The organism is Paenibacillus gorillae, assembly GCF_000513275.1.
Classification (GTDB): domain Bacteria; phylum Bacillota; class Bacilli; order Paenibacillales; family Paenibacillaceae; genus Pristimantibacillus; species Pristimantibacillus gorillae.
Window position 1 is genome coordinate 59,017 of sequence record NZ_CBVJ010000044.1, and the last position, 15,652, is coordinate 74,668.

At 49.4% G+C, this 15,652-nt stretch carries 18 protein-coding genes and 1 pseudogene; 1 reads left to right on the forward strand and 18 read right to left on the reverse strand.

Annotation, left to right across the window (positions count from 1 at the left end):
- Position 1: 1 nt before the first annotated feature.
- The 8 genes and pseudogenes from TY10_RS08005 to TY10_RS08040 form a co-directional block, all read right to left on the reverse strand.
- Entirely contained in the window at positions 2–979 is a 978-nt protein-coding gene (locus tag TY10_RS08005; protein WP_042162363.1) for a biotin--[acetyl-CoA-carboxylase] ligase, read from the reverse strand.
- Positions 966–2,252 carry a CCA tRNA nucleotidyltransferase gene (locus TY10_RS08010; protein ID WP_042162364.1) on the reverse strand — a complete coding sequence of 429 codons (1,287 nt, stop codon included), beginning with the start codon at positions 2,250–2,252 and terminating at the stop codon, positions 966–968. The genes TY10_RS08005 and TY10_RS08010 overlap by 14 nt, the downstream gene beginning before the upstream one ends.
- An 87-nt stretch (positions 2,253–2,339) precedes the next feature.
- A pseudogene (gene bshA / locus TY10_RS08015) lies at positions 2,340–3,499 on the reverse strand (N-acetyl-alpha-D-glucosaminyl L-malate synthase BshA).
- Between the two features lie 94 nt (positions 3,500–3,593).
- Positions 3,594–4,286: a bacillithiol biosynthesis deacetylase BshB1 gene (bshB1, locus tag TY10_RS08020; RefSeq protein ID WP_042162365.1), complete on the reverse strand. Its 693-nt coding sequence runs from the start codon at positions 4,284–4,286 to the stop codon at positions 3,594–3,596.
- On the reverse strand, positions 4,286–4,708 hold the full coding sequence (locus tag TY10_RS08025) for a methylglyoxal synthase (protein ID WP_042162366.1): 423 nt from the start codon (positions 4,706–4,708) through the stop codon (positions 4,286–4,288). Before TY10_RS08025 ends, bshB1 begins: the two co-directional genes overlap by 1 nt.
- A 31-nt stretch (positions 4,709–4,739) precedes the next feature.
- Positions 4,740–5,540, reverse strand: coding sequence for a 4-hydroxy-tetrahydrodipicolinate reductase (gene dapB, locus TY10_RS08030; protein WP_042162367.1), 801 nt, complete (start codon positions 5,538–5,540; stop codon positions 4,740–4,742).
- 5 nt (positions 5,541–5,545) lie between these two features.
- The gene (locus tag TY10_RS08035) at positions 5,546–6,091 is read right to left on the reverse strand and encodes a tetratricopeptide repeat protein (RefSeq protein WP_042162369.1); all 546 of its coding nucleotides are present in this window, start codon (positions 6,089–6,091) and stop codon (positions 5,546–5,548) included.
- A gap of 54 nt (positions 6,092–6,145) precedes the next feature.
- Positions 6,146–6,481, reverse strand: a complete 336-nt coding sequence (locus tag TY10_RS08040) for a nucleotide pyrophosphohydrolase (RefSeq protein ID WP_042162371.1) — start codon at positions 6,479–6,481, stop codon at positions 6,146–6,148.
- A 148-nt stretch (positions 6,482–6,629) separates the two neighbouring features.
- On the opposite strand from TY10_RS08040, the gene TY10_RS08045 reads away from it, so the two are divergent.
- Positions 6,630–7,496 (forward strand): YitT family protein, encoded by an 867-nt coding sequence (locus tag TY10_RS08045; RefSeq protein WP_042162373.1) that lies wholly within the window; start codon positions 6,630–6,632, stop codon positions 7,494–7,496.
- Between the two features lie 29 nt (positions 7,497–7,525).
- On the opposite strand, the gene TY10_RS08050 is transcribed toward TY10_RS08045, so the two are convergent.
- The 10 genes from TY10_RS08050 to TY10_RS08095 all read right to left on the reverse strand — a co-directional run bounded on the left by TY10_RS08050 (position 7,526) and on the right by TY10_RS08095 (position 14,976).
- Entirely contained in the window at positions 7,526–8,392 is an 867-nt protein-coding gene (locus tag TY10_RS08050; protein WP_042162375.1) for a sporulation protein YpjB, read from the reverse strand.
- Between the two features lie 42 nt (positions 8,393–8,434).
- The gene (locus tag TY10_RS08055) at positions 8,435–9,067 is read right to left on the reverse strand and encodes a DUF1405 domain-containing protein (RefSeq protein ID WP_042162377.1); all 633 of its coding nucleotides are present in this window, start codon (positions 9,065–9,067) and stop codon (positions 8,435–8,437) included.
- A gap of 87 nt (positions 9,068–9,154) precedes the next feature.
- Positions 9,155–10,027, reverse strand: a complete 873-nt coding sequence (locus TY10_RS08060) for a menaquinol-cytochrome c reductase cytochrome b/c subunit (protein WP_042162379.1) — start codon at positions 10,025–10,027, stop codon at positions 9,155–9,157.
- Between the two features lie 18 nt (positions 10,028–10,045).
- Entirely contained in the window at positions 10,046–10,717 is a 672-nt protein-coding gene (gene qcrB / locus TY10_RS08065; RefSeq protein WP_042162381.1) for a menaquinol-cytochrome c reductase cytochrome b subunit, read from the reverse strand.
- A gap of 15 nt (positions 10,718–10,732) precedes the next feature.
- Entirely contained in the window at positions 10,733–11,263 is a 531-nt protein-coding gene (locus TY10_RS08070) for a QcrA and Rieske domain-containing protein (protein ID WP_042162383.1), read from the reverse strand.
- A 230-nt stretch (positions 11,264–11,493) separates the two neighbouring features.
- Positions 11,494–11,922 (reverse strand): DUF2487 family protein, encoded by a 429-nt coding sequence (locus TY10_RS08075; protein WP_042162384.1) that lies wholly within the window; start codon positions 11,920–11,922, stop codon positions 11,494–11,496.
- Between the two features lie 159 nt (positions 11,923–12,081).
- A complete protein-coding gene (locus TY10_RS08080; RefSeq protein ID WP_042162387.1) occupies positions 12,082–12,264 on the reverse strand; it encodes an IDEAL domain-containing protein in 183 nt (60 codons plus the stop codon).
- Positions 12,265–12,429: 165 nt separating this feature from the next.
- Positions 12,430–13,620 (reverse strand): hypothetical protein, encoded by a 1,191-nt coding sequence (locus TY10_RS08085; RefSeq protein ID WP_042162390.1) that lies wholly within the window; start codon positions 13,618–13,620, stop codon positions 12,430–12,432.
- Between the two features lie 157 nt (positions 13,621–13,777).
- The gene (locus TY10_RS08090; protein ID WP_042162392.1) at positions 13,778–14,383 is read right to left on the reverse strand and encodes an anti-sigma factor family protein; all 606 of its coding nucleotides are present in this window, start codon (positions 14,381–14,383) and stop codon (positions 13,778–13,780) included.
- On the reverse strand, positions 14,380–14,976 hold the full coding sequence (locus TY10_RS08095; RefSeq protein WP_042162394.1) for an RNA polymerase sigma factor: 597 nt from the start codon (positions 14,974–14,976) through the stop codon (positions 14,380–14,382). Before TY10_RS08095 ends, TY10_RS08090 begins: the two co-directional genes overlap by 4 nt.
- Positions 14,977–15,652: the final 676 nt, after the last annotated feature.

A 15,652-nucleotide genomic window follows, 5' to 3' on the forward strand; every position in this document is an offset into this window, starting at 1 on the left:
ATTACGTTACAGGCTCACCCATTTCTGCTGAAAAGACAAGAACGACTTTGCCGTCCTCCAATCGGACTGCAATCGCTCCGCTCTCATCAAGCGCAACCGGTGTACCGTCTATGATGCCTTGAGGCGTAGTTAACCGGGCTGGTTTGTTCAGCGAGACGGACAGTGCTTCCCATAGCGTTACGATAGGGGCAAAGCCTTCTTCCTGGTACAACGTATACAACTGCTCCCACTCCAGCATGAAGGCGGCAATGACCGCTTCCCGGCTAAGCCTCGCTCCCGAAGCGATGCGCAAGGAGGTGACACGGTCCTGCATCTCTTCAGGATAATCGGAAGCCGCAAGATTAACGCTAACACCGACACCTGCAATGACATAGCGCAGACGAGCGTCTTCGGCAGTCGATTCCAGCAGGATACCGCTTATTTTTTTGCCGTCGATTAAGAGATCATTCGGCCACTTGATGCCGATTGGCAGTGAAGTCAGCCGGGTCAGGCTGCGGCAAAGCGCCACTGCAGTCAACAAAGTCAATTGGGGAGCGAAATGAACAGGAATTGTAGGCCGCATAATCAGACTCATCCATACGCCCTTGCCCTTGGGCGATGTCCAAGCGCGCCCCATTCTGCCTCGTCCGCTTAGCTGCTGCTCCGCGATGACGAGCGTACCTTCCGGCGCTCCTTCTTCCGCAAGCTTTTGAGCGACATTTTGCGTCGAATCCACTTGCTCGAACAGATGGATGCTGCGGCCGAATGCTGCGGTCTGCAATTGTTCTTTCAGATCCTCAAGGGAGTACGTATCCGGCACAGAGATCAGTTTATAGCCAAGCCGTCTTGAAGCTTCGATCTCATAGCCCTGATCCTCCAGCTTGTGAATTTGCTTCCATATCGCAGTCCGGCTTACGTTAAGTTCACGGCTTATCATCTCTCCGGAGACATACTGTCCGGAATGGGCGACTAACAGCTCCAGCAATTTACTCATTGTCATTTATCCTATCCTCTGTTATCCATAGTTTAGCTTGTTCCAGTAATTGTTCCGGCTCGTTCGGCAATTCCTTCATCCCCACTGCGAACAGCAGCCGCTTCATCATGATTCCCATCCAACTGCCGGGCTGCCGGTTGACGCCTTGAGCCAAAGCATGTCCATCCAGCTTTAATTGTTTCAATGTGGTTGCCGGCATTTCCTCCAGCCATTGCCTGAACGTCATGGCAATAGCTGGATAAGACGCCTCCATAACCAGAATCTCGAGCCAGTCTGCAGCAGCTCCTGCTCCATGCTCCAGCACGCAGCTGGTCCATTCTTTTCTGATTGGCTGCTGTTGTTCTTTATCATTAGGAGCGACATCCAGCGCAGCTTTCATCCGCAAGTGCATACTGATAACGGCCATAACAGAAGTATTAAGTCTGCCTGGAAAACGCAGCGAGTCCATCGTCGTCTCTATCTGGTCCGTAGTTGCTCCGCAATATACGAACAGCGCAGCCCAACGGAGTCCATGCCTCAGCTCTGCCAGCCTGTCCCATCGCGGATTCGTCTGAATAGCCATCAACGCCGGAAGAGGTTTAGCCGCGTGCTGCAATAAGCAGCTTGCGCTAAGCAGCTTCATGGCAGCCGCTGGTCGAGGACCTTCGATCATTTGGTTCAGCTCAGCCATCACTCGCTCCATCGCAATATGACGAAGTAAATGATGATGGCTGCGCAATGCCTTCCATGTGCGATAGGAGAAGGAATAGTCAAATTTAGCGGCAAATCGAACGGCCCGTAGCATACGGAGGGCATCCTCCTGGAATCTGGCATCAGCATCCCCGACACATCGGATCCAACGTCCTTGAATGTCCTGCTGGCCTCCGAACGGGTCATACAGCTTGCCGTCCGCCATCAGTGCCATTGCATTAATCGTTAAATCCCTGCGCAGCAGATCGCCTTCCAAGCTTGCGATGAACCGAACACCGGCTGGCCTGCGATGCTGCTCGTATTCCGATTCGGTACGGAACGTCGTCACCTCATACAGCTCATCCTGAAAACGGACCGTCACTGTACCATGTTGCAGACCGGTAGGGATGCTGCCAGGGAAAATCTCCATCACTTGCTCCGGCAGCGCAGCAGTAGCCATATCGACATCATGAATAGCCAGCCCCATAATCGTATCGCGGACACAGCCCCCTACGAACACAGCCTCAAAACCATAAGAATTTAACTGCTTCAATACAGGCAGCGCATCCTCCATCATCTCAGGCAATACGCGCCATTTGCCTTCCATCATGTTTACCGCCTCCTTCGCTCCGTCCGGCGACAGGCAACAAAACAGGCAGCTATGCTTGGCTGCCTGTTCTCTCTTCGCTTTCTGTTGTTAATCGCATACCGGTACAGGAAGCTGAGCTTCGATGCCCAAGACGCGGTAATAGATTTCTTCATATTCTGTCGTAATTTTATCATTGCAAAATTCATATCTGGCGCGCTGAATACACGCTTCCTTGAAACTCGCGTGCAACTGCTCGTCAGAAAGCAGACGAACGGCATAACCAGCCATTCCTTCTACGTCTCCGATCGGACATAAGTAGCCGGTCTCACCGTGCGTAACGAGCTCTGGGATACCTCCCGCTGTCGAGCCGATTGTCGGAACGCCGCAGGCCATCGCTTCCAGAGCGACCAGTCCGAAGCTTTCCTTCTCCGAAGGAAGCAGCAGCAAATCGGCAATGGAAATGACCTGAGCGACATCTTCCTGTTTCCCAAGAAAGTGCACACGGTCCTCCAGCCCCATTTGCGTAATCCGGCATTGGATCTTGGACAGCTCCGGTCCTTCACCGACAAGAAGCAGCTTCGCAGGCATACGTGCTGCAACCTTTTCGAATATTTCAACCACATCTCCAACCCGCTTCACCGGACGGAAGTTGGAAATATGCATAAGCACTTTCTCGTGCGGCGCTGCGTAATCCGCCCGGAGCGATGCCGCTTCGCGCGGATAATAGATACGCTTGTCGACGAAATTATACGTAAGATCAATCGCTTTAGTAATATCGAGCAGCGATCTCGTCTCATTAATCAAATCTTGGGACACTGCCGTAACGGCATCGCTTTGGTTAATGGCAAGACGAATGAGATCCTTCAGCGACTCATCTTGCGCAAGTACCGTAATATGGTGCCATGCAGCGTTGTAACAGTTTTCAAGTCATCTCCTACCATTTGCTTAGCCAAATGAGCGCAGACAGCATGGGGAACGGCATAATGAACGTGAAGAAGATCCAGCTTTTCCCTTTTGGCGATTTGAGCCATCTTGCTTGCTAATGCCAAGTCGTAAGGCGGATATCTGAACACGTAGTAATCATTGACTTCAACTTCATGATAAAAAATATTTTTATGAAATTTACCGAGCCGGAACGGAATGCTATGCGTAATAAAATGAATTTCATGGCCGCGTTCGGCCATCAATTTGCCCAGTTCGGTGGCGACGACGCCCGAGCCTCCCAGGGTCGGATAACAGGTTATTCCAATTTTCAACTTTCGCGCCACTTTGTCGCACCTCCGTTTTCACATGTTGCCTTACATTGTATATTTTATTATTCGTTATAATATGCCGCGTTATCAAGCCCCCAAGGCTTGGAAGCTAGAACAAATCGACGGCGAATGGTTGTTTAATTGCGAAGCCTTCCCCATATTTCCAGCCCTTTGTTTGCCCGAGAAGCAAATCTCGCGCCGCCACCCGCTCAATATAGCGGTCGGTAAGAGGAGTTGCCACCCGGTCGCCTTCAGCGGCAGATTGAAATTGCGAACGATAGGCGCTGAGAGAAGCCAGCTTCGCATCATAGTAATCGGACACATCTATGGCTAGCGATACTTCATCCACATCATTTATGTAGTAATAAATCAATTGCTGCACCTGTACGGCAGGAAGCTCCGGCATATAGCGGCGAAGCTTGGCATTGAATACTGCTTCTTCGACGATTTTACTGCAAGCAATATGATCGGGATGACGGTCTACACCGTATGGGGCAAATACGATACGCGGCCTCGCGCGCCGAATTTCAGCCACTACCGCGTCAATATGATCGCGAGACAAAGTTAAACCACGATCAGGCAGCCCTAAATTGGTACGCGAAGCTAAGCCAAGCACCGAGGAAGCTTCTTCCGCTTCCTGCAGCCTTAGCTCAACTGTACCGTTGGATGACATTTCAGCCTTCGTGAGATCACATATGCCAACGCGCAGACCGGCTGCCGTATGTTTAGCGATCGTACCGCCCATTCCAATCTCCGCATCGTCGGCATGCGCTCCAAAGATAAGAATATCAAGCTGTGTCATTAGACCGGCTCTCCCGGCTTATATTTATGTACCAGTTCACGCCAGCCGAAATCGCCCCGCTCCAGTGCTTTAACAAGCAGCTCAGCTGTTGCAACGTTTGTGGCTACAGGAATGCCCTGAACGTCACACAGACGCAATAAAGCGATAATATCCGGCTCGTGCGGCTGTGCCATCAACGGATCGCGCAGGAAGATGATGAAGTCCATTTCATTTTGTGCCACCAAAGCGCCAATCTGCTGGTCGCCTCCCAGAGGTCCTGACATGAAACGGTGAATGCTTAGCTTCGTCTGCTCCATAATGCGCGTACCGGTCGTACCGGTCGAATAAAGACGATGAGGCGAGAAAACATGCTCATATGCGATTACGAAATTGACCATTTCCTCTTTTTTACGGTCATGAGCGATAAATGCAATGTTTAACACGATGCTGTTCTCCTCTCTAACTGCTGCTTTATTAATCCATTAAATGCTCAAAGCCATAAATTAAACCGCTGTAGTTCATAATTTTTTTAATCGCAACATTCACGCCCGGCATATAGCCTGCGCGATCGTACGAATCATGTCGAATTTTGAGCGTTTGCCCGTAACCGCCGAACACGACTTCCTGCTGGGCGAATACGCCTGGCAATCTTACGCTATGTATACGGAAGCCATTGTAGTAACCGCCGCGGGCCCCTTCAATGATCTCATGCTCGTTCGGATTGCCCTGACGAAGCTCCCCGCGCGCTTGCGAGATTAACTCCGCCGTTTTGATCGAGGTTCCAGACGGGGCGTCCAGCTTCTGGTCGCCATGATATTCGATAATTTCGACATGAGGCATATATTTGGAGGCTTCCGCCGCAAATTTCATCATCAAGATAGCGCCAATCGAGAAGTTAGGAGCGATCAATGCGCCTAGCCCTTTCTCCTGGCTGAGCTTGTCCAGCTCTTCGATTTGTTCTGGAGTAAAGCCAGTCGTGCCTGCAATTGGACGAACGCCATGCTCAATTGCTGTCTTGGTGTTGCTGTAGGCTACTTGAGGCACGGTGAAATCGACAAGCACATCGGCTTTAGCGCTGCTTAACGCTTCTTCCAAAGTCTTGCTGGCGATGACGCCGGTATTGCCTTTGCCTGCAAATATACCGGCGTCGACAGCGCCTGCTGAAGGAGCGACAGCGGCGACGAGCTCCAGCGTCTCATCCTCCAGCACCATTTTTACAACCTCGCGGCCCATTCTTCCATTTGCTCCTGCAACCGCTACTCTAATCTTTTCCATTGCATTCACCTGTTCCTTTTCCGATATCTTTCCTTAATCCGGTCGCGAAGCGAACGCCGTTTCCGGTTCACATCTGCGAATAAACGCCGTGCTGCAGAGTGGCCCGGATCGATCCGGATCGCTTCCCGGGCATTTATGGCTGCCGCATCCAGATCGCCGATTTCGGCATAGAGCATTGCCATAAGAAAAAAAGCTTCGAAGCTTAGCGGGTCCTTCTCCGCCGCTTGCCGCAGCAAAGTCAAAGCTTCTGCATGAAGCGGCGGTATCGCTTTAATGAACTGCTCGGCGGCAATAACATCAAGCTTCGCTTCAATCGTCTGCAAATAAAATTCGTATTCCGGATGGCTACCGTCAAGCTCGACGGCCAGCATCGCATAACGATGCGCCTTGCTCCATTTTCCGCTTCGAGAACAAGAAATCGCACACTTATAATGATAACTGGCATTGCCGGGGTCAGCCGCAATCGCCTGCTCGAACCATTCGATCGCTTGCTCGAAATCACTGTTCAGAATATGCTCATACGCCTTTTTCACACAGCTTTCGCCGTCCATCTGCCCATCCTCCTTGTACACAGGGTGATGGTACAGCATATGTATAGAGGCAGTCTACTGTTCAGCGTTTTTTCTCGTCCACCGGTCCGCGTCCCGCGTATTGAATTTATCCATAACTTTATTATGAGCTTCCGTCAGGTCAATGCCCAACGAATTGGCGAAGCAAGATAAAATAAATAAAATGTCGCCAAGCTCCATCTCCACCGAATTATCGGCTTCATCGGCCTTCTTCGGCTTTTCCCCGTAGAAATGGTTGACCTCGCGGGCGAGTTCTCCAACTTCTTCGCTCATTCTGGCCATTAAAGCAAGCGGGCTGAAATAGCCTTCTTTGAATTGGGAAATATATGCATCCACTTCACGCTGAATGTCAGCTAACGATTTTTCAGTCATTCACGTCGATCCCTCTCCGCTATTCTCAACAACATATAACAATTCATATGTTAACGTATCGAGACGATGAAAACAATGTTTTTTGAGATAGCTTGATTTGAGCCATACTATCAATTATATGTCATAACCGGCGAAAAGGAGCCTATTTATGCTGCGTAAAATGACTGCCCAATTACAAATTATTATCCCTATAATGATTGGTACCGCCATCTATGCGTTTGGACTGCATTATTTCGTCATCCCCAACCAGTTGACTGAAGGGGGCGTGACAGGCATCGCCGTTCTGCTCAACTATGCGCTCGGCTGGCCACTGTCACTATCTACACTGCTTCTGAACATCCCTTTGTTTATCGTTGGCTGGAGAACGCTAAGCCGTCAGGAAATGGCTTACACCGTCGTGGGCGTCGGCTCGTTATCGCTCTTTCTCGCTTTGCTTGAACGATTGATTCATAAAGGATGGCTCGTTCCGTTTCATACCTCTCAGGACTATATACTAGCGGCTCTCTACGCTGGTGTGACCTTGGGAACCGGACTCGGCATCGTATTTCGCTTCGGCGGAACGACCGGCGGTGTCGATATTATCGCCCGGTTGGCTACACGTAAAAAAACGTTCAGTATGGGGCAGGTTATATTGGGCTTTGACGCGATCATTATCGGCGCGGCGCTCCTGTACATTCCGACTGTAAAAGTACTGTACACGCTCGTTGCCGTATTCGTCGCCTCCAGGTTGATCGACTTCATACAAGACGGAGCCTATTCCGCCAAGGCGTTCACAATCATAACCGATCACGGCACAGCCATGGCCGATCGTATTGCGCAAGAGCTCGAACGCGGCGTTACATTAATGCCTGCAAAGGGAGCTTTCTCCGGACATGCAAAAGAGGTCGTATACTGCGTCGTTCAAAGGCAGGAAATGCGCCGTTTGAAATCGATCATCCGCAGTATCGACCCCCGGTCCTTTACCGTCATCAGTGAAGTGCATGATGTGCTAGGAGAAGGCTTTAAGGAAGACTAAACAATACCCGTATACGTTAAGTAAATCCGCTACAGCTTTTTCACTCCATAAGGCACATGTCTGTATTTCTTCCATGCTGTATAGGTAAGCGCCCCCGTGATAATGGCTCCCAGCAGAAGGCTCCAGGTAATCGGATTAGCGGCGGCAGGCGGTGCGAATACAGGCTCGTCATTAGCTGCAAGCCGGTCGGCAAATAAATTAGCCAATGCGGATTGCAAGTCGAGGATCGAATCGCCTGTCCAATCCTGCTTCGTCTGTCCTTTCATTCCCGCCTCCAGCAGCACATTCGTATATTTCATTCTCTCTTTAAGCTCCGTAATTCTTTCGTTTGGCCGCTGCATGGCTGCAGCCGCTTCAATTTTGGACAAATGATCGGTAAAACTGTGCATCGCCGCCCTTGCCGCTACCGCTCCATCCCCGGTCTGCCGGTTCCAAGCCTGATTGACTCTGCGCAAATCTTCCAGCATCACTTTCTCGTATTGAAGCCATAATGCATGCTGCGGGCGCAGTAAAGCATCCGTTGTCAAATGGATACGCGCCGACGCAATGAGCCAATCCGTTGTCGGTTTACCGCTTCGCAGCGTCGTTTCAACAGACTGCACACTTTCCTCTAATAGACGCCAGCCTGCCGTTTGCCCGAAACGGTGCAGCTCGTCCTTTTTCATCTGTCTCTTAAGCTGCTGCGCATATTTAAATCCCGCCTGGCGGTTGTTCGTATAAGCGGCTTCGTACAAATAATCGGCCGTTTCGTCCAGCTTCAACAACTCTTGCTTGACAGCGGTCGTATAGTCAACTGCCCGAATGGACGCGGGCGCAGCAAAAACAGACGTTACGGAACCGATCGTCATGGCGATACAGAACAGCATAGGTATGACGATACGTATCTTCATGAACATGGACATCCCCCCATAGAAGACTCTATGAGGGGATGTCCATGTTTATACCTGTTTTCTTGCTCTTAGCGCCAGCCAGCCGACGATAAAGCTGAATATCGACAAGCAATAGGTAAACAGCTCGACCTGCGGCAAGTCATCCATCAATACCTCTGCCAGCCAAGGGAACACGCCAAATTGATAATCCACCGTATCGTTCAGAAGCAGCCATAACGTTCCGATGAATGCGGCAATGCCTCCGGCCCTCATGAATCTCGCGTAAAGCAGTACTTCCAGTGCCATGCCAAGATGGGAGATGCTGAGCATCCCATGCTGCCAATTGAGCGGATCACCTTGCCAGCCGCCAGCTACGATCATCGCTACGGCCCAAATGCCATATTTGACTGAGGTAACGACAGCCAATCCTTCGATGATCATCCGGGTGCCGTTAATCCATTTGGACGATGATTTAGGCGGGAACAAGAAATAAAGCAGCACTAGCGTGAAAAACAAGCTGGCCGTCGGGCTGTCCGGCACGAATACGATCTGCCAAAGCGGATTATGCGCCAGTGTATCCTCCAACTGATTGCCGTACCAAATATAACCGTAAATCGTGCCAAGCAGATTCACGACAAACAACAGCCACAGCATCCCCCGGTTCATGAGAAAAGAGCGGCTCCAAAACCATGATAGATTCACGTCGTACTCTCCCTTTGCATAAGCTCTGTAAAAATTCGAGAAAAAACCTGACCGCAGATACGATCAGGTTTTTCGAAATTGCAGCTATTATTTGGCTGGAGCCTTTTGTTTAGCAAGCCAAGTTGTCAATTGATCGATTTCTTCAGCTGACAATTTGCTGCCGAATTCAGGCATGCCTCCGCTTTTACCGTTCGTAACGATTTCGACGAGTTCTTCTTTCGAATACTTGTCACCTACGCCAGTTAAAGCTGGGAAGCTTCCTTGACCTTTCAAGTCAGTCGCATGACAACCGATACATTGCGCCTTTACGATGTCCATTGCAGGATCTTTCGCATCAACGATAGCTACTGGGGCAGCCGGTTTTTTCACCGTACTAGGCGGCTCTTGACCCTTTTCAACTGCTTCACGCGCCTTCTCTTCCCGAACGTGATGCTCTGGAATCGTATTCGTAATTTCAAGCTGATGCGTGTAGTGACTCCATGAAATGACGGTCAGATACACAACGGCAATCAGTGAAAGGAACATAAGCGATGAAGCGATCGGACGGCGGTAGAAGCGGCGTTCCTTGCCTGTATCCAGGAAAGGAGCGAGCAGCAGGCCTCCGAAGAGAACAGCCGGAATGCCCATCGTACCGAGTACGATATAGTCTTGCGATACATATGGATATTTCAAAAATTGATACAAGAACAAGAAGTACCAGTCCGGCATCGGAATGAAAGATGCGTTCGTAGGATCTGCAGGGTAGCCAAGCGGTGCCGGCTCTGCAATCGTCCATACGAGGAAGCCCACGAGAACTACGCAGCCAACCATCCATTCCTTAAGCAAGAAGTTCGGGATGAACGCTTCCGATTTACCGGGGTAGGACGTATAGTCAGGCGGAATTTGAACGCCTGCGCCCTTCTTTACACGAGAGTCGCCAACATAAACGACCTTCTCGTTTGATTTATGACCATGCGCCATAATTAGTCCTCCCTTCGCTTAAAGTGGTCCCGAGATGCCTTGCTTCCGAATCATCAAGAAGTGAGCCGCAAGCATAGCGATCAGCGCGCCAGGCAAGAAGAATACGTGAATCGCGAAGAAGCGAGTCAACGTCTGCGCGCCTACGATATCGCCGCCATACAGGAATTGCGCGATATAAGGACCGATGTAAGGAACTGATTCCGCAATTTGAACGCCGACTTTAGTCGCGAAGTAAGCTTTGTTGTCCCAAGGCAACAGGTAGCCTGTAAAGCCAAGACCCAACATAATGAAGAAAATCAGCATCCCTACAACCCAGTTCATTTCGCGCGGCGCTTTGTAGGAGCCGGTGAAGAATACACGCAAGGTATGTAAGAACATCATAACGATAACTAAGCTTGCCCCAAAATGGTGCATGCCGCGAACGATTCCGCCGAATGCAACTTTATGGTTCAAATAGTCAACGCTTGCATAAGCATTGAGGATATCCGGTACGTAGTACATCGTCAAGAACATGCCGGACAAAATTTGAATTACGGTAATAAAGAACGTCAAGCCGCCAAAGCAATAAACGAAGGCGGAGAAGTGATGTGCGGGGTTAACGTGCTCAGGCACCTCGTGATCCGCGACATCCCGCCATAGCGGCGTAATATCAAGACGCTCGTCAATCCAGTTGTAAACGTTTTTAAACATCTGAAATACGCCCTCCTATACTCGTGAATTCGCTTTAATTGGACCTACGTACACCGTTCCGTCTTCAACCTTCACTTCATACTCATCTAGCGGATTCGGGGCTACGGTAATGTTCTTACCGTCCTTCGTATATCGCGCGTCGTGGCATGGGCAATCATATTCATTCTTGCCTTTCGTATTCCAACCGATTGTACAGCCCAAGTGCTTACATACCGGCGAAAGTGCGAAAATCTCTCCGTTCGCATCTTTGGAAATCCAAGCTGCGAGCTCCGGATCACTTACGTACCAGCCATCGACCTGATGAATTTGGAACTTAAATTCTTGCGGTTCATTCGTAATTTTTGATGCCTCTACTACTTTAACCCAAGTACCTTCGCCCTTTTTTTCTAACAGCGGGTCCACTGCAAAACGGACCATTGGCAAAACCGCGCCGCCCATCATAAATGCAGTCGTACCACCGAGCGTATACGACAAAAATTGACGCCGGGACATCTCTTTACGCTGAACCGGACGATGCGCGGTCTCGTGATGTTCGTGGTTACTCATCTTCTGTTCTACCCCCTTTGCCAACCATTTCTCGTGTTTTACCCATCGATAAAACACATGACGAACTAGGACATAACTATAATAGCCTAGGTGCTTGGGAGCGTCAAGAATATGGCTGGAGATTTGTTTACCTATAAAATGTCGTTCATAAATTTGTTGTCAAATTGTCACATTTGACCTTGTATGCCATATGTTTTCCCCAAAAGCCTATTTTATTATACAAATCTTATTTAATTGTCCTCATTCTTTCCTGCGTTCCAAGCCGATTGAATGGCCACGGCTATTGTCGACGCTGCTGGAATGGCCCCTGACGCATCTGGTGCGAACAATAGATCTGCACTCGGACAATTTAAATCGGTCTGCTCGGCTGCCGATACGACAATGACGAACTTGAAGCCAATGCCTTTCATTCTTGCGCAAAGCTTCTCCACCGTCGCCGATTTATCTGTTTCTTCTATGTAATGCAATGCGGGATACGTAACTACCCTCCCTTTAAACGGGAGCTCAATCAAATCCATTACATCCCTTAGCTTTTCCAGCGCCTGAGTCGCCTCATAGGGCTGTTCTGTTCCTGTCATTCCGGTCACCGGAAGCAGACAAGTATCCAGATAGGGCTTTAGCTCCTCCCATTGGTCTGCCGCAATATCGCTGAATTTCATGAAAAATTGACTCCTTCTTGCAGTGATTTATTATTTGCCTATTCTTACTATGTTAACCGCAATCGGACAGATTGCCAATCGTCTCCAACAAAAAAACTTCCGCTAGCGGTTAAGGCCGATCGCCTGCCACGCTTCGCGGAAGTTGTACATTCATTTCATTTATCGTTTCATTTCATTTAATTGTTTCGCCAAGCGGTAGAACGTATCCTCATCCCCAGACGCCAGCGCCTGGTCAATCGCTTTATACGTTTGCTCCGTGCGAAACTTCAGAACGGCTTCATCCAGAACCATTTCAGCCGCCAGCCCTAACATAGCTTCATACGTTACCTTCATTTTGTCCATAGGATACACCTCCATACCGGTGCTCGTAATTTCCCCGATTATTAGTTTTTCAAAGCTCCGACGCCATTTCCGGCTCCTACTAAAGCATATTCAGAAGGATCTCAGCGGTAGAGTGCGATTGCCCTTCCTATCTCCGAATATGCTCCAGCCTATAACGGCAGCTCATTATAATAGAAACATTTTGTCGTTGTTCTCCAAGCTGATGCCTGCCATAACGGCTCTTCCCGCCTTCGTCATGCGGATGACGGTACCATGCTCCTGATGATCGCCGATTCTTAGCAGTCCAAGATGAACCATCATACCAATCAGGCGGTGATCCAATATTTTGTTGGCGTCGTCGTAGTAGTAGGGCTTAATGAAAGGAATAAGCACCGGTCTCAGTGAGGACAGCGTAACCCATTGCTCCGCCAAACTGTTAATCCATTGCGAAAGCGCAAGCACATTGGGAATCGGTATTTTGTAAAGCCTCAACCAAAGCTTATACAGCATTTCTGTCTCGTTGCCCGGAGTGCTCGCAAGCCGCTCTTGTCCCGCCGTTGTCAGTACAAGCGTAAGCTGGTTTTCCTCGAAGTACCGCATCGAACTGCAATAATCGAACAGCAATGACATCCGGTTCGGATAATGGTGGAAATGCCGTCCGTAGCCAAATCGCCATTCTCCCTTCGCAGGGAGCTCTTCGCGAACTGCGAAGCCGTCGAGCAATTGTATACTGAACCGTTTGTACATCGAGCCGTCTGCAGCAAGCTGAACTGCATTGTGATGAATGTAATGGAGCGTCTGGCGAATATCGCCTGACAACAGCTGCTGTTCATCTCTGTACATATGCGGCTCATCGGTATACTGCAGCTGAGCGGTAAACTTACGCTTTAGCGTATCGCGAAACCGGGTGCGCAGATCATGCGGCACTTGGAACAAGTAGCGGTTGGGGCCGCTGAAACCGTTAAACAACCAGCCCTGATGCTTAAAACGAGCAATAATATCGCGCGGAGTCGTTTCTTTTACTGGCGGCGGCTCGTTTTTTTTCCGGGAGCGTTTCGGCTTGACGGGCTGTTCCGGCGGCTCGGCCTGCGTGACCTGTGGTTCGGCTTCTCCAAACTTGCTCTGCTGTACGCGTGCGATCAACTCCTCAAGACTGAAGGAATCCCGCGTCTCGAACATCAATGAATTCAGAAAGCGCAGCTCCTCGACATTCATTCCGTCAATTTGCGCTTCGAATACATCGTTTCGGCTGAGTGTTGAGAGAATTGATTGAATCAAATCATTTTTCGAGTGCCCGTTGCATTCGCAGCGGTACACGGAAGCAATTCTGCTAAGCTGGCCGATATCGGCGTAACCGAGCATATCTGAAAAATTCATCGCCACTCCCCCTCTCCGTAATGCCTGCATCTTCGTGAATTAGTACCATTATGGGGAAAAATTCAGATTTTCAAACGAAGGAACGGCAAAAAAACCGATACGGGTTATTTCGCCCGATCGGCTTTACATTAGTATTCATAGGGTTCATCATTACTTGTCAGTTGCGTGTTCGCGACAGCCAATTTAGAATCAGCATCGTAATAATGATGCCTAACAGAGCCAGAGCAGCCCAATATTGCGGAAATGCAGGGACAACCTTCAACACGAATGGATCGCTGATGCTTGCTACGGGAACCTCATACTCTGCACTAATGACAAGGCCGCTGCCAGACGCATTAGCCGTGTCCATGAGACCGGTCAGCTGAGCCATCTTCTCATCGGAGGGATGATTCTCGTAGTCAATCACAAAAAAGATAAGCGCACAGGTAAACATAGCCATGCACCCGGCGATCACGATGGCCAAGTTGCGCCGGAAAGACTTGGAGAAATGGTAGCTTTTCTGAGCAACCGGCATGAGCCATGACTGCTCCGCATAAATCCGATCCATTACGTTCCGATTCACATGATCGATCGGGCCAAGATGGTCCTCATCCTCCGCCTCTGGCATGAAACGAATCAAAGATTCGCTTTCTTCCCAGAGGCGGAACTGCTCTGTGCAGTGATCGCACTCCAGCAGATGGGCCTCCATCTCCTCCCTTACCGGATCCTCCTCGGACAATTCCCAATACATGCTGAATTTGTGTTGAACGTCCTCGCAGTTCATCGCGTTTTCATCCCTTCGAATTCCTCCATCATCTGCTTATCGCCGAAATAAGGCTCAAGCTGCGTTTTGACGCTTGCCCTAGCCCGGAACAGCAGCGATTTTACGGAGCTGACCGTCTGTCCTAAAATGTTGGCAATCTCTTGATAGTCTAATTGGTCATATTCCCGAAGAATTAGTGCCGAGCGCTGCTTCTCCGGCAAATTGTTGATCGCATCGCGAACCATCGCCATACGCTCATTGCGCAATACGAGATGCTCAGGAGCCGACTCCGGCGAGGCAATCGGGATATGCCCCGACTCCTCCAGCGGCAGGCTCGCCGCTTTCTGCTTGCGCAGTTCGCTCAGCACCGTATTGCGTGCAATCGTATACAGCCACGTCGAAAAAGAAGCATCCACCTCGCGAAAGGAATGCAAACTTCGATACGCTTTATAAAAGGTTTCCGAGCACAAGTCTTCCGCCAGCAATTCCAGCTTTGCGCTCTTTAGCATATGATAGATAAATGATAGAATCTTGCGTTGATATCGGCGCATCAGCTCAGAATACAGCTCAATATTGCCGTCTTTGATTTCTCTTATTAATTGGGAATCAGTCATGACAGGCGAACCTCCTCACCTGCGAATTCTTCTTCCCAGTTCGATTATGTATCATTGTACCGAACCGGAAGCGAAAAGTTGCGGTCATTAGATTAAAAAAATGATTATATGTAGACGATACCGTCAAGATATCGGCCTATTACCAATTATTCGAGTTACTCTATCAAATTCCTGCTAGCTTCGACAAATGGTCGGTCACCCATTATTTTACATATAAAGCGTTCCTAAGTATTGTAACATAGCAACCTTAATACGTCCTGAAAATGAGAAAAATAAAACCACCTTTTTCAAGGTGGTCAGCATGTATAGATAAACGCAGCGAAAACAGCGTTTAATTTCATTTTTTTGATGAGCGGCGGAGTCCTTTTAGCCGCAATATTTCCGCTAATGCCGATAGCTGACTTACCGCGCAGCTGCGCGTGTTCGCTTACGATCAACCTATGGTAAAGTAGCTTCTAATGTGCTCGAACGCCGTCTTCGATTTCCAAATCGGCCGGACAGCCGCTTCGTTATTCGCACCGGAAACTAATATTAATTTCCTCTCATTAAAGCAGCTCATAGCTCACTCAACATGACTTAAATAGCAGCTTAACCTAACTCAAAAGAGTTCACTAACCGCTCTCCTCGCGCAAAATGATGAAAATTAGAGTGCAGAAAAGGAACAAAATGTAAAAGT

Excerpts from the sequence above, each read along its gene's own strand:
- TY10_RS08005 (WP_042162363.1), bottom strand. The coding sequence starts at position 979 with ATGACAATGAGTAAATTGCTGGAGCTGTTAGTCGCCCATTCCGGACAG.
- TY10_RS08010 (WP_042162364.1), bottom strand. The coding sequence starts at position 2,252 with ATGATGGAAGGCAAATGGCGCGTATTGCCTGAGATGATGGAGGATGCG.
- bshB1 (WP_042162365.1), bottom strand. The coding sequence starts at position 4,286 with ATGACACAGCTTGATATTCTTATCTTTGGAGCGCATGCCGACGATGCG.
- dapB (WP_042162367.1), bottom strand. The coding sequence starts at position 5,540 with ATGGAAAAGATTAGAGTAGCGGTTGCAGGAGCAAATGGAAGAATGGGC.
- TY10_RS08035 (WP_042162369.1), bottom strand. The coding sequence starts at position 6,091 with ATGGACGGCGAAAGCTGTGTGAAAAAGGCGTATGAGCATATTCTGAAC.
- TY10_RS08040 (WP_042162371.1), bottom strand. The coding sequence starts at position 6,481 with ATGACTGAAAAATCGTTAGCTGACATTCAGCGTGAAGTGGATGCATAT.
- TY10_RS08045 (WP_042162373.1), top strand. The coding sequence starts at position 6,630 with ATGCTGCGTAAAATGACTGCCCAATTACAAATTATTATCCCTATAATG.
- TY10_RS08050 (WP_042162375.1), bottom strand. The coding sequence starts at position 8,392 with ATGTTCATGAAGATACGTATCGTCATACCTATGCTGTTCTGTATCGCC.
- TY10_RS08060 (WP_042162379.1), bottom strand. The coding sequence starts at position 10,027 with ATGGCGCATGGTCATAAATCAAACGAGAAGGTCGTTTATGTTGGCGAC.
- qcrB (WP_042162381.1), bottom strand. The coding sequence starts at position 10,717 with ATGTTTAAAAACGTTTACAACTGGATTGACGAGCGTCTTGATATTACG.
- TY10_RS08070 (WP_042162383.1), bottom strand. The coding sequence starts at position 11,263 with ATGAGTAACCACGAACATCACGAGACCGCGCATCGTCCGGTTCAGCGT.
- TY10_RS08075 (WP_042162384.1), bottom strand. The coding sequence starts at position 11,922 with ATGAAATTCAGCGATATTGCGGCAGACCAATGGGAGGAGCTAAAGCCC.
- TY10_RS08080 (WP_042162387.1), bottom strand. The coding sequence starts at position 12,264 with ATGGACAAAATGAAGGTAACGTATGAAGCTATGTTAGGGCTGGCGGCT.
- TY10_RS08085 (WP_042162390.1), bottom strand. The coding sequence starts at position 13,620 with ATGAATTTTTCAGATATGCTCGGTTACGCCGATATCGGCCAGCTTAGC.
- TY10_RS08090 (WP_042162392.1), bottom strand. The coding sequence starts at position 14,383 with ATGAACTGCGAGGACGTTCAACACAAATTCAGCATGTATTGGGAATTG.
- TY10_RS08095 (WP_042162394.1), bottom strand. The coding sequence starts at position 14,976 with ATGACTGATTCCCAATTAATAAGAGAAATCAAAGACGGCAATATTGAG.